Source organism: Pseudomonas bijieensis (assembly GCF_013347965.1).
Classification (GTDB): Bacteria; Pseudomonadota; Gammaproteobacteria; order Pseudomonadales; family Pseudomonadaceae; genus Aquipseudomonas; species Aquipseudomonas bijieensis.
Genome location: NZ_CP048810.1, coordinates 3,575,734 through 3,589,216, shown reverse-complemented (window position 1 = coordinate 3,589,216; position 13,483 = coordinate 3,575,734). Strand labels below are relative to the sequence as shown.

Below are 13,483 nucleotides of genomic sequence, written 5' to 3'. Positions count from 1 at the left end.
AAATTCTCCTCAGCAGTCCAGTGGGTTGCGTTTTTCCGGATCGATGCCGAACTTGACGATGGCTTCGGCCACCACTTTCGGTTCGATATCGCCACGGTCAGCCAGGGCTTCCAGGGCTGCCAACACAACGAACTTACGGTCGACTTCGAAGAAGTGACGCAGCTTCTTGCGGCTGTCGCTACGGCCGAAACCGTCGGTGCCCAGCACTTTGAATTCCTTGGAAGGAACCCACTGGCGGATCTGCTCGGCGAACAGCTTCATGTAGTCGGTAGAGGCGATGACCGGACCTTTACGGCCGTTCAGGCATTCTTCGACGTAGCTCAGCTTAGGCTTCTGGCCAGGGTGCAGGCGGTTGCTGCGCTCTACGGCCAGGCCGTCGCGACGCAGTTCGTTGAAGCTGGTGACGCTCCACACGTCGGCACCGACGTTGAACTCTTCACGCAGGATCTTCGCTGCTTCACGCACTTCGCGCAGGATGGTACCGGAGCCCATCAACTGGACGTGGTGCGCCGCTTCGCGGGTGTCTTCCTCGAGCAGGTACATGCCCTTGACGATGCCTGCCTCGACACCGGCCGGCATGGCTGGCTGCTGGTAGGACTCGTTCATCACGGTGATGTAGTAGAAGACGTCCTGTTGCTCTTCGGTCATCTTCTTCATGCCGTCCTGGATGATCACCGCCAGCTCATAGCCATAGGTCGGATCATAGGTGCGGCAGTTCGGGATGGTCCCGGCCAGCATGTGGCTGTGGCCATCTTCGTGTTGCAGGCCTTCGCCGTTCAGCGTGGTCCGGCCAGCGGTACCGCCGATCAGGAAGCCACGGGTACGGCTGTCGCCGGCCGCCCAGGCCAGGTCGCCGATACGCTGGAAGCCGAACATCGAGTAGAAGATGTAGAACGGCAGCATCGGCTGGTTGTGGCTGGAGTACGAAGTACCGGCGGCAATGAAGGAGCTCATGGCGCCCGCTTCGTTGATGCCTTCTTCGAGGATCTGGCCCTTCTTGTCTTCGCGGTAGAACATCACCTGGTCTTTATCGACTGGCTCGTAGAGCTGGCCGACGGAGGAGTAGATGCCCAACTGACGGAACATGCCTTCCATACCGAAGGTACGGGCTTCGTCCGGGATGATCGGGACGATGCGCTGGCCGATTTCCTTGTCCTTGACCAATTGCGCGAGGATCCGCACGAAGGCCATGGTGGTGGAGATTTCACGGTCGCCCGAGCCGTCCAGGATCGCCTTGAGGGTCTCCAGTGGCGGGGTCGGGACGCTGAAGCTCTTGGCGCGGCGCTGTGGTACGAAACCGCCCAGCGCGGCACGGCGCTCGGCCAGGTAACGGGCTTCGGCGCTGCCTTCTTCCGGCTTGAAGAACGGCAGGTTTTCCAGCTCGCTGTCCTTGACCGGAATGTCGAAGCGGTCGCGGAACAGCTTCAGGCTGTCGACATCGACCTTCTTGGTGTTGTGCGCGGTGTTCTTCGCTTCGCCGGCACCGGTGCCATAACCCTTGATGGTCTTGGCCAGGATGACGGTCGGCTGCTCTTTGTGGTTGACCGCTTCGTGGTACGCCGCATAGACCTTGTACGGGTCGTGGCCGCCACGGTTGAGTTTCCAGATCTCGTCGTCGGACAAGTCGGCAACCATTGCCTTGAGTTCAGGCGTGTTGAAGAAGTGCTCACGGACGAACGCGCCGTCCTTGGCCTTGTAGTTCTGGTACTCGCCGTCGATGACTTCGTCCATGCGACGTTGCAGGATGCCGTCGACGTCCTTGGCCAGCAGTGGGTCCCAGAAACGGCCCCAGATGACTTTGTTGACGTTCCACTGGGCGCCACGGAACACGCCTTCGAGTTCCTGGATGATCTTGCCATTGCCGCGAACCGGGCCGTCGAGGCGCTGCAGGTTGCAGTTGATGACGAAGATCAGGTTGTCCAGCTTCTCGCGGCCGGCCAGGGAGATCGCGCCCAGGGATTCCGGCTCGTCGCACTCGCCGTCACCCATGAAGCACCAGACTTTCTGCTTGCCTGGCTGGATGAAACCACGGGCTTCCAGGTACTTCATGAAGCGCGCCTGGTAGATCGCCTGGATCGGGCCCAGGCCCATGGATACGGTCGGGAACTGCCAGAAGTCTGGCATCAGCCAAGGGTGCGGGTACGAGGACAGGCCGTTGCCGTCCACTTCCTGGCGGAAGTTGTTCATCTGGTCTTCGGAGATGCGGCCTTCCATGAACGCACGGGCGTAGACGCCTGGCGATGCGTGGCCCTGGAAGTAGATCAGGTCGCCGCCGTGTTCGTCGGTCGGGGCCTGGAAGAAGTAGTTGAAACCGATGTCATACAGCGTCGCGCTGGAGGCGAAGCTGGAGATGTGACCGCCCAGGTCAGAATCTTTCAGGTTGGTACGCATGACCATGGCCAACGCGTTCCAACGTACCAGCGAGCGAATGCGGCGTTCCATGAACAGGTCGCCAGGCATGCGTGCTTCGTGGGTAACGGGGATCGTGTTGCGGTACGGCGTGGTGATGGCGTAGGGCAGTTGCGAACCGCTGCGGGTCGCGAGTTCGCCCATACGGGTCATCAGATAATGAGCACGGTCTTCGCCTTCTTTGTCGAGAACCGATTCCAGGGCGTCCAGCCATTCCTGGGTTTCGACGGGATCGAGGTCTTGCATGGCTTGCTCCAGGGCGGAAAGGCTACCAGAATCGGTTGCCTGAGTTTGCGACTGGCCTTGTGGGCAGACGATATAAATTCTTGGATTGCCGAAGGTTGTTTCGGCGGCGTGTAGTTTTACTACAAATCGTTGGCCGTTTCAGCCTTTCGAATGTATAGACGAGTAGTAAAACTACACATGAGCGGCTTATGGCCGCTCGTTTCGTTGTGAGAATAATCGTTACTGTTGGTCTTTAGCCAACTCGAACAGGTAAAAACTTGATGCCGGCTGCCAATAAAATCAGATTTTCAGCTATTTATCATCTTTGTTCGACAGTCGATCAGGTAGTGTCTTCTGAAAAAACACTACATCCAGCCTCTCCCGCGCCGATCAAGGATAGACCATGAGCCTGCCCTCGCTTGCCGAAGTACCGGCCATTCTCCAGTCATTGGTCAGTCGGGCCGAGCAGTCGTTCCGTGCCGCGGTCGCCTTGTTCGACGACGACCACGGGTTGTCTGCCTGGACGCCCGAGCGTTGGGATGCGTTCAAGCGCGTTGCCGCCGCCAGTGATTTTTTCATCGAGCAGAGTCTCCGTGACCCGGCGATGCTGCTGGAGCTGGTGCGCAGCGGCGAACTGGACCGCAGCCTGGCTCCCGGTGAAATGTGCGCACAGATCGGTGCCGCAGTACAGGCCGCCGAGACCGAGGATGAACTGGGACGCGTCCTGCGCCGTCAGCGTACGCGCCAGCAGGTGCGGATCATCTGGCGCGACCTGACCCGCCAGGCCGACCTGGTCCAGACCTGTCGCGATCTCTCGGACATGGCCGACACCTGCATCGACCAAGCCTATCAATGGTTGTACCAGCGCCTCAGTCAGCAATTCGGCACGCCCACCGGACGGCGCAGCGGCGAGCCGCAGCAGATGGTCATCCTGGGCATGGGCAAGCTTGGCGCCGTGGAGCTGAACCTGTCGTCGGACATCGACCTTATTTTCGCCTACCCCGAGGGCGGCGAAACCGTTGGCGTCAAGCGACCGCTGGATAACCAGGAGTTTTTCATCCGTGTCGGCCAGCGCCTGATCAAGGCCCTGGACCCGATGACCGTCGACGGTTTTGTCTTTCGCGTCGACATGCGCCTGCGCCCCTACGGCTCGGCCGGCGCGCTGGTGCTGAGCTTCAATGCCCTGGAGCAGTATTACCAGGACCAGGGCCGCGATTGGGAACGCTACGCCATGATCAAGGCGCGGGTGGTGGCGGGCGATCAGGTGGCCGGTACGCAATTGCTCGACATGTTGCGCCCGTTCGTCTATCGCCGTTACCTGGATTTTTCCGCCATCGAAGCGCTGCGCACCATGAAGCAACTGATCCAGCAGGAGGTGCGGCGCAAGGGCATGGCCGACAACATCAAGCTGGGTTCGGGCGGCATTCGCGAGGTGGAATTCATTGCCCAGGCGTTCCAACTGATCCACGGCGGTCGCGACTTGAGCTTGCAGCAGCGGCCGTTGCTCAAAGTGCTGGGCACCCTGGAAGGCCAGGGCTATCTGCCGGCCAAGGTGGTCGACGAGTTGCGCCAGGGGTATGAGTTCCTGCGTTATACCGAGCACGCTATCCAGGCCATCGCCGACCGCCAGACCCAGATGTTGCCGGACAGCCCACAGGATCAGGCGCGCATTGCATTCATGCTGGGTTTTGCCGACTGGTCGGCCTTTCACGAGCAATTGATGTACTGGCGCGGGCGTGTGGCCTGGCATTTCGGCCAGGTCATCGCCGACCCGGATGAAGAGGAGGGCGGGGAAAGCGAAGTGGTGGTGGGTGGCGAATGGTTGCCCTTGTGGGAAGACAGCCAGGATGAAGAGGCGGCATGTCGTCAGTTGCAGGACGGTGGCTTCGTCGATGCACCCAAGGCCCTCAAGGCACTGGCTGCCTTGCGCGCCAGCCCGCAACTGCGCGCCATGCAGCGCCTGGGGCGCGAGCGTCTGGATGCCTTCATTCCACGCCTGTTGGCCCAGGCCGTGGAGCATGCCAATCCGGACCTGGTGCTGGAGCGGGTGCTGCCATTGGTAGAGGCTGTCGCCCGCCGTTCGGCCTATCTGGTGTTGCTGACGGAAAACCCCGGAGCCCTGCGACGCTTGCTGACGCTGTGCGCGGCGAGCCCTTGGATAGCGGAACAAATCACCCGTTTCCCATTGTTGCTCGATGAATTGCTCAATGAGGGCCGGCTGTTCAAGCCGCCCCTGGCGCCGGAGTTGGCGGCGGAGTTGCGTGAGCGCCTGACGCGCATTCCCGAGGATGATCTGGAGCAACAGATGGAGGCGTTGCGGCATTTCAAGCTGGCGCATCGCCTGCGGGTAGCGGCTTCGGAAATCGCCGGCAGCCTGCCGCTGATGAAAGTCAGCGATTACCTGACCTGGCTGGCCGAGGCGATTCTCGAGCAAGTGCTGGCCCTGGCCTGGCGCCAGACGGTGACCAAGCACGGCGTGCCATTGCGCACCGATGGCAGTCTGTGCGATCCGGGCTTCATTATTGTCGGTTATGGGAAAGTCGGCGGGCTGGAACTGGGGCATGGTTCCGACCTGGACCTGGTGTTCATCCACGATGGCGACCCACAGGCGGAAACCGATGGCCCGAAACCCATCGACGGCGCGCAGTTCTTCACCCGGCTCGGCCAGCGGATCATCCACCTGCTGACCGCCCAGACCAACTCCGGGCAGTTGTACGAAGTGGACATGCGCCTGCGACCGTCCGGGGCGTCGGGGTTGCTGGTCAGTTCCCTTGGGGCGTTTGCCCGTTATCAGGAGAATGAAGCCTGGACCTGGGAACACCAGGCATTGGTGCGAGCCCGGGTGCTGGTGGGGAGCCAGGATGTGGGCCAGGCGTTCGAGAAGGTCCGCGCCCAGGTGCTGGGACGCAAGCGTGACTTGCCGATGCTGCGTCAGGAAGTCAGCGAAATGCGCGCCAAGATGCGGGACAACCTTGGCAGCAAGGCTACCGCCGCCGGGACTGCGCCGAATGCCTTCGAGGCCGCGGCGCCCTTCGACCTCAAGCAGGACGCCGGAGGTATCGTCGATATTGAATTTATGGTGCAATACGCGGCCCTGGCGTGGTCCGAGGAACACCCCTCGCTGGTGCGCTACACCGATAACATCCGCATCCTCGACGGGTTGCAGGAGCTCGGGTTGATGCCGGCCGAAGATGCCACGCTGTTGCGCGAAGCCTATAAAGCCTACCGCTCCGCTGCCCACCGCCAGGCCTTGCAGAAAGATACCGGGGTGATCGCAGGCGACCAGTTCGTGGATGAACGCCGGCAGGTCTTGCGGATCTGGCGGGAGCTGGGGCTGAGCTGAGTATTGAATGAATGTGGGAGCGAGCCTGCTCGCGATGGCGGAGTGTCAGGCGACATTGAGGTTGGATGTGATGGCCTCATCGCGAGCAAGCTCGCTCCCACAGTGGATTTGCGGTGCGGCACCGTACTTGAAACAGATGAAGGCCCCTTGTGGGAGCGAGCCTGCTCGCGATGGCGGAGTGTCAGGCGACATTGATGTTGAATGTACCGGCCTCATCGCGAGCAGGCTCACTCCCACAGTTGATGGGGGTGTGTTGTAGATTAGGGCAACAGGCAACGACCTAAGCCACAGTGATTCTCGAGGCGGGGAGGCGTAGGCCTCCCTGTATCGTTTTTGGAAAGCACATGAATATTCTGATCGTTGGGCCCAGTTGGGTCGGTGACATGGTGATGGCGCAGACACTGTTCCAGTGCCTGAAACAGCGCCATCCGCAGTGCGAAATCGACGTCCTGGCCCCCGAGTGGAGCCGGCCGATCCTTGAGCGCATGCCCGAAGTACGCAAGGCCTTGAGCTTCCCGCTCGGCCACGGCGTGTTGGAACTGGCGACCCGTCGGCGTATCGGCAAATCCCTGGCCGGCCAGTACGACCAGGCGATCCTGTTGCCCAATTCGTTGAAATCGGCACTGGTGCCGTTCTTCGCCCGTATCCCCAAGCGCACCGGCTGGCGTGGCGAGTTTCGCTACGGCCTGCTCAACGATGTGCGCACACTGGATAAAGAACGTTATCCGCTGATGATCGAGCGCTTCATGGCCCTGGCCTACGAGCCTGGGGTCGAGTTGCCCAAACCCTATCCGCGACCGAGCCTTGCGATCGACCCGGTGACCCGTGAAGCGGCGCTGGCCAAGTTCGACCTGAGCCTGGATCGTCCGGTGCTGGCTCTCTGTCCGGGTGCCGAGTTCGGTGAATCCAAGCGCTGGCCGGCGGAGCATTACGCCCAGGTTGCCGAGGCGAAGATTCGCGAAGGCTGGCAAGTCTGGCTGTTCGGCTCGAAAAAAGATCATCCGGTGGGCGAGGACATCCGCTCGCGGTTGATCCCGGGGCTTCGGGAAGAGTCGGTGAACCTCAGCGGCGACACCTCCCTGGCCGAGGCCATCGACCTGCTGTCCTGCGCCGATTCCGTGGTGTCCAACGACTCCGGCCTGATGCACGTGGCCGCCGCCCTGAATCGGCCATTGGTGGCGGTCTACGGCTCTACTTCGCCAGGCTTCACACCACCGTTGGCCGACAAGGTCGAAGTCGTGCGCCTGGGCATCGAGTGCAGCCCGTGCTTCGACCGCACCTGCCGCTTCGGTCATTACAACTGCCTGCGCCAGCTTATGCCGCCTGCCGTGAACGAAGCCTTGGAACGTTTGCAAGGCACACCCGTGGAGGTCCGGTAACTTGCGGGTATTGCTGATCAAGACCTCTTCGCTGGGGGATGTGGTTCATACCCTGCCGGCGCTGACCGACGCGGCGCGAGCGATTCCTGGCATCAAGTTCGATTGGGTGGTGGAAGAAGGCTTCACCGAAATCCCCACCTGGCACCCGGCCGTGGGCAAGGTCATCCCGGTGGCGATCCGGCGCTGGCGCAAGAACCTCTGGCAAACCATCAAGAGTGGCGAATGGCGACGCTTCAAACAGAACGTGCGGGCCGAAAAGTACGACCTGGTGATCGACGCCCAGGGCCTGCTGAAAAGCGCCTGGCTGACCCGCTACGTCAAGGCCCCGGTCGCCGGCCTGGATAAGCACTCGGCCCGCGAACCCCTGGCGGCGCGCTTTTATTCCCGGCGCCTGGCGGTGGCCCGTGGTCAGCATGCGGTCGAGCGCGTGCGCCAGTTGTTTGCTCTGGCGCTGGGCTATGACTTGCCGCAAACCCAGGGCAGTTATGGCCTCGACATCGACCGATTGGTGGAATTGCCACGCCCCTACCCCTACGTGGTGTTCCTGCACGGCACGACCTGGGAGTCCAAGCATTGGCCCGAACTTTACTGGCGCCAGCTCACCGAGCGCATGGGGCAGTTCGGAGTGGTGGTAAAACTGCCGTGGGGCAACCCCGCCGAAAAGGCCCGGGCCGAACGCATCGCCAGCGGGCTGCGCAACGCCTTGGTACTGCCGAAACTGAACCTGGGCGGGATGGGCAAGGTGCTTGCCGGCGCCCAGGCCTGCGTGGCCGTGGACACCGGTCTGGGGCATCTGGCCGCGGCCCTGGACGTGCCGACCATTTCGCTGCTCGGTCCGACCAATCCGGTGCTGACCGGCGCCTACGGCAAGGGCCAGATTCACCTCGCCAGTGATTTCCCCTGCGCGCCGTGCATGCAGAAACAATGCACTTACCCGCCGACCGCCGAAGATGCTCGGCGGTTTGACCTGAAACGCGAGCAGCCCCTGTGCTTCACGCGTCTGAACCCCGAGCGTGTTGCCAGCCACCTGAGCACGTTATTGGCTGAGGAGCCGCGCTGATGCAATTGGCTTTTGTCCTTTACAAGTACTTCCCCTTCGGTGGCCTGCAGCGTGACTTCATGCGCATCGCCCTGGAATGCCAGCGACGCGGCCACCAGATCCGTGTCTACACGCTGATCTGGGAAGGCGACGTGCCGCCTGGCTTCGAGGTGCTGGTGGCGCCGGTCAAGGCGCTGTTCAACCATCGCCGCAACGAGAAGCTCAGTGCGTGGATGGAGGCCGATCTGGCCAAGCGCCCGGTGGACCGTTTGATCGGCTTCAACAAAATGCCCGGCCTGGACGTGTACTACGCCGCCGACGGCTGCTTCGAAGACAAGGCGCAGAACCTGCGCAATTCGCTGTACCGGCGCTGGGGTCGCTACCGGCATTTCGCCGAGTACGAGCGGGCGGTGTTCGCCAAGGACGCCAAGACTGACGTGCTGATGATCTCCGAAGTCCAGCAGCCACTGTTCATCAAGCATTACGGCACGCCGCTGGAACGCTTTCACCTGCTGCCACCGGGCATCGCCCAGGACCGCCGTCGGCCCGCCGATGCCGAGGAGATCCGCGCGGCGTTCCGGGCTGAATTCGAGCTGGCCGCCGACGACCTGCTGCTGGTGCAGATCGGCTCCGGGTTCAAGACCAAGGGCGTGGATCGCAGCCTCAAGGCTCTGGCCGCGTTGCCAGCCGAACTGCGAAAACGCACCCGGCTGTTTGTAATCGGCCAGGACGACCCCAAAGTATTCCAACTGCAGAGCGCTGCGTTGGGGCTCGGTGACAATGTGCGGTTCCTCAAGGGCCGCAGCGACATCCCGCGTTTCCTGTTGGGCGCCGACCTGTTGATCCATCCGGCGTACAACGAGAACACTGGCACCGTGCTGCTCGAAGCGCTGGTGGCCGGGTTGCCGGTACTGGTCAGCGCGGTATGTGGGTACGCCCATTACATCGCCGAGGCCGACAGTGGCCTGGTGCTCGACGAGCCGTTCGAACAAGCACAGCTCACCGAGTACCTGGGCCGTATGTTGAGCGACGCCGATGCCCGGGCGGCCTGGAGCCGCAATGGTCTGGCCTTCGCCGAGACGGCCGACCTCTACAGCATGCCGCAGCACGCGGCCGATGTGATATTGGCGGAGCACGCACAATGAAATTGATGCTGGCCGAACCGTTCAAGAGCCTTTGGGCCGGGCGCGATGCGTTCGCCGAAGTCGAGGCGCTCAAGGGCGAGGTCTATCGCGAACTGGAAGCCCGGCGCACCTTGCGCACGGAGGTGGACGGTCGTGGTTTTTTCGTGAAGATCCACCGTGGTATCGGTTGGGGCGAGATCTTCAAGAACCTGTTCACCGCCAAGCTGCCGGTACTCGGCGCGGGTCAGGAGTGGAAGGCGATCCAGCGTTTGCAGGAAGTCGGCGTACCGACCATGACGGCTGTAGCCTACGGCGAGAAAGGCCGCAACCCGGCGGACCAGCACTCGTTCATCGTCACCGAAGAGCTGGCGCCGACCGTCAGCCTCGAAGACTTCAGCATCGACTGGGTCAAGCAGCCGCCGCAACCGACACTCAAGCGTGCCCTGATCGCCGAAGTGGCGCGCATGACCGGCATGATGCATCGCGCCGGGGTCAATCATCGTGACTGCTACATCTGCCACTTCCTGTTGCATACCGACAAGCCGGTGACGCCGGCGGATTTCAAACTCTCGGTGATCGACCTGCACCGCGCCCAGACCCGCCCGGCCATCACCACTCGCTGGCGCAACAAGGACCTGGCGGCACTGTATTTCTCGGCGCTGGACATCGGCCTGACCCGCCGCGACAAGTTGCGTTTCCTCAAGGGCTATTTCCAGCAGCCGTTACGGCGGATTCTCGCCGAAGAGGCTGCGTTGCTGGCCTGGCTCGAAGGCAAGGCCAACAAGCTGTATGCCCGCAAGCAGCGGTACGGGGACGCGCTCTGATGTCGGGTTGGAATCTGGAACCGGAGTACGTCGAGCTGGCGCAGGACTTTGGCAGTCTCGACGCGGTGTTCGCGTTGCAAGGGGAGCGTTTGACCCGTGACCCGTTGTCAGAGGTGATCCGGGTGCAGCGCAACGGCGTGAACTATTACGTCAAGCGCTACGTCGGCGCCGGCAAGGGTTTGCGCCGCTACCTGGGCAAGCCGCGGGTCAAGTCCGAGTGGCAGAACCTCAAGCGCTTCGCCAAATGGGGCATCCCCACCGCCGAAGTCGTGGGCTGGGGCTTGGAGCGAAACGGCGCGACTTATGCCCGTGGCGCGCTGATCACCCGCGAACTGCCGCATACCGAGGACCTCTCGGCCCTGGCCGAGCGGCACGACCCGCGACTGGCGGATCGCGCCTGGGTCGATGGCGTGAGCCGGCAATTGGCCGGCTACACGCGGACCATGCACGACCATCGCTTCACCCATAACGATCTGAAGTGGCGCAACCTGTTGATCGACGATCGCTCGCGGCTGTTTCTGATCGACTGTCCAAACGGCGACTTCTGGCGTGGTTTCTGGCTCAAGTACCGTATCACCAAGGATTTGGCGTGCCTGGATAAAGTGGCCAAATACCATTTGTCGGCCACGCAGCGCCTGCGTTTTTATCTGCAATACCGTCAGCGCGACCGGCTCGATGCGTGCGACAAGAAACGCATCCGTCACGTGGTAAGATTTTTCGAGGGGCGTGAATGACTGATTTTCTGGCCGCTGAAGACCGGGCGTTGTTGCAGCGTCATGGCCTGGACAGCTTCGAGGCCTTGTGGGCGCGGCAACTGGAGGCGGTGGACGAACCCAATACCTCGAGCGACGGCTGGAGCAGCGTGTTCCGACTGGAGCTGGAAGGGCAGGGTTATTACCTCAAGCGCCAGAGCAATTACCTGACCCGAACCTGGTCCCACCCGTTTGGCGAACCGAGTTTTTCCCGGGAGTTTCGCAACATCAGCCGTTATCGCCAGTTGGGGATTCCGGCCCTGCAAGCGGTGTTCTACGGCCAGCGCAAAGTGGATGGCGAGGTGCGAGCGATCCTGCTGACCCGCGCCCTGGATGGCTGGGACGACCTGGATTCACTCTTGCAACGCTGGCCGAGCCTGACGACGGCGCAGCGCACCACCATCCTCGACGCCTGCGGTCAGTTGGCGCGGCGACTGCACGGCATGCATCAGGTGCACGGCTGCTTTTATCCGAAACACATCTTCCTGCAAGCCACCGCCAGCGGTTACCAGGCGCAATTGATCGACCTGGAAAAGACCCGGCCACTGCTGTTCGGCCAACGGGATCGGGTCAAGGACCTGGAGCCTCTGCTGCGTCGCGCGGCAGTCTGGAGCGATGCCGATGTGCGCCAATTGCTGTCTACCTACCTGGACCAGCCGCTCGACAGTGGGCTGGTCGACAGCTGGATGACCCGCCTGACCGCCCGGCGTAGCCACAAGGAAGCCCGTTGATGCATTTGTCCGAATTGAAGAATGCCGGCCGCAGCCCCAGCCTGCCGCTGAGCCTGGAACTGGCCGACGCTGCTGGCGCGGCGCAATTGCAGCTGCTTTCGCTGTTGCGGGTGTTGCCGGGGCAGCGTTATGTCGGCGCGGGCGTCTGGCGTGGTCGGCCGGTGCTGGCCAAATTATTGGTGGGCAGCAAGGCCGCCCGGCATTTTCAGCGGGAACTGCAAGGCGTGCGCTTGCTGGCCGAGCAAGGGTTGACCACGCCGTTATTGCTCGCCGATGGCCTGAAAGAGGGTGAAGGCGGCTGGTTGTTGTTCCAATTGCTCGAAGACGCCGAGAGCCTGGGCGATGCCTGGAAACAGGTCGAACACCTGCCGTTGCTGGCCGACGAGCAGGCGGCGGTGCTGGCCGAAGCCCTCGGCGCCATCGCGCAACTGCACGGCAAAGGCCTCTGGCAGGAAGACCTGCACCTGGACAATCTGCTGCGCCATGACGGCAAGCTCTATTTGATCGACGGCGCTGGCATCCGCGCTGAGACCCCGGGGCAACCGTTGTCGCGGCAGAAGGTCCTGGAGAACCTGGGGGTATTTTTCGCCCAGCTGCCCAAAGCCCTCCAGCCGTTCAATGAAGAGCTGCTGGTGTATTACCTGCTGGGCAACGCCGAACACGCGCTGCCCATGGAAGCGTTGCAAAAACAGATCGACAAGGTGCAAGCCTGGCGTCTCAAGGACTTCCTGGCAAAAGTCGGGCGTGAGTGCAGCCTGTTCAGTGTGCAGCGGGGGGCGTTCGGCCTGCGGGCGGTCCGTCGTGATGAAGAAGCGGCGATGACGCCGGTGCTGGAGCAGGCCGATGCGTTGCTTGACCAGGGCCATCTGTACAAGACCGGTGGCGCGGCCAGCGTCGGCAAAGTCGAGGCGAACGGTCGTACCTTGGTGATCAAGCGCTACAACATCAAGAACTTCGCCCACTGGCTCAAGCGCTTCTGGCGCCCGAGCCGTGCCTGGCATTCCTGGCGCGAAGGCCATCGCCTGGCTTTCCTCGGCATTGCCACACCCAAGCCGCTGGCTTTGCTGGAGAAGCGCTTCCTGTGGTTGCGCCGCGGCGCCTACCTGGTCACCGAACACCTGGCGGGGCCGGACATCATCGAGCGCTTCGGCCCTTACGTGGAGAACGGTGAAGCCCCCGAAGCTGAATTGCTGGCGCTGGATCGCTTGTTTGCCGACCTGATCCGCGAGCGCATCAGCCATGGCGACTTCAAGGGCCACAACCTGTTCTGGCAGCACGACCGCTGGGCGCTGATCGACCTCGACTCCATGTGCCAACACCGCACCCAGGCCAGCTTCGCCCCGGCCTACGCCCGGGATCGCGCGCGGTTCATGCGCAATTGGCCGCAGGACAGTGCGTTGTATCGGGTGATTGATGGGCGGTTGCCCAAAACAATCGATAGCGCCTCGTCCGCCCTATGAATCGCAAGTGAAGACCGTGCTGTTCACGTGAGGTCGCCGATGCACCGTGGCGAGGGGAGCTTGCTCCCGCTGGGCTGCGCAGCAGCCCCAAAAAGGCCGGCGCATTCCCGCAGGAAAACCGCATCAACCGGTTTACGACGGCTGCGCCGCCGAGCGGGAGCAAGCTCCCTCGCCACAGGTACGCTGCCCTGCAAGCG

9 protein-coding genes are annotated in these 13,483 nt (G+C 62.4%); 8 read left to right on the top strand and 1 reads right to left on the bottom strand.

The window, feature by feature from the left end:
- Positions 1-9: 9 nt before the first annotated feature.
- Positions 10-2,655 (bottom strand): pyruvate dehydrogenase (acetyl-transferring), homodimeric type, encoded by a 2,646-nt coding sequence (gene aceE, locus GN234_RS15695; protein ID WP_063323231.1) that lies wholly within the window; start codon positions 2,653-2,655, stop codon positions 10-12.
- A 382-nt stretch (positions 2,656-3,037) separates the two neighbouring features.
- Here aceE and glnE point away from each other — a divergent pair, with 382 nt between their 5' ends.
- From glnE to GN234_RS15655, 8 genes are all read left to right on the top strand, one after another.
- Positions 3,038-5,977 (top strand): bifunctional [glutamate--ammonia ligase]-adenylyl-L-tyrosine phosphorylase/[glutamate--ammonia-ligase] adenylyltransferase, encoded by a 2,940-nt coding sequence (gene glnE / locus GN234_RS15690; RefSeq protein WP_109752106.1) that lies wholly within the window; start codon positions 3,038-3,040, stop codon positions 5,975-5,977.
- A 344-nt stretch (positions 5,978-6,321) separates the two neighbouring features.
- The gene (gene waaF, locus GN234_RS15685) at positions 6,322-7,356 is read left to right on the top strand and encodes a lipopolysaccharide heptosyltransferase II (RefSeq protein WP_176688738.1); all 1,035 of its coding nucleotides are present in this window, start codon (positions 6,322-6,324) and stop codon (positions 7,354-7,356) included.
- Position 7,357: 1 nt separating this feature from the next.
- A complete protein-coding gene (gene waaC, locus GN234_RS15680; RefSeq protein WP_176688737.1) occupies positions 7,358-8,416 on the top strand; it encodes a lipopolysaccharide heptosyltransferase I in 1,059 nt (352 codons plus the stop codon).
- On the top strand, positions 8,416-9,540 hold the full coding sequence (locus GN234_RS15675; RefSeq protein WP_163855588.1) for a glycosyltransferase family 4 protein: 1,125 nt from the start codon (positions 8,416-8,418) through the stop codon (positions 9,538-9,540). The genes waaC and GN234_RS15675 overlap by 1 nt, the downstream gene beginning before the upstream one ends.
- Positions 9,537-10,343 (top strand): lipopolysaccharide core heptose(I) kinase RfaP, encoded by an 807-nt coding sequence (rfaP, locus tag GN234_RS15670; RefSeq protein ID WP_109752110.1) that lies wholly within the window; start codon positions 9,537-9,539, stop codon positions 10,341-10,343. The genes GN234_RS15675 and rfaP overlap by 4 nt, the downstream gene beginning before the upstream one ends.
- A complete protein-coding gene (locus GN234_RS15665) occupies positions 10,343-11,077 on the top strand; it encodes a lipopolysaccharide kinase InaA family protein (protein WP_163855584.1) in 735 nt (244 codons plus the stop codon). Before rfaP ends, GN234_RS15665 begins: the two co-directional genes overlap by 1 nt.
- Positions 11,074-11,826 (top strand): lipopolysaccharide kinase InaA family protein, encoded by a 753-nt coding sequence (locus tag GN234_RS15660; RefSeq protein WP_176688736.1) that lies wholly within the window; start codon positions 11,074-11,076, stop codon positions 11,824-11,826. Before GN234_RS15665 ends, GN234_RS15660 begins: the two co-directional genes overlap by 4 nt.
- Complete coding sequence (locus GN234_RS15655; RefSeq protein ID WP_176688735.1) at positions 11,826-13,286, top strand: lipopolysaccharide kinase InaA family protein; 1,461 nt, start codon at positions 11,826-11,828, stop codon at positions 13,284-13,286. Before GN234_RS15660 ends, GN234_RS15655 begins: the two co-directional genes overlap by 1 nt.
- The last annotated feature ends 197 nt before the right edge of the window (positions 13,287-13,483 follow it).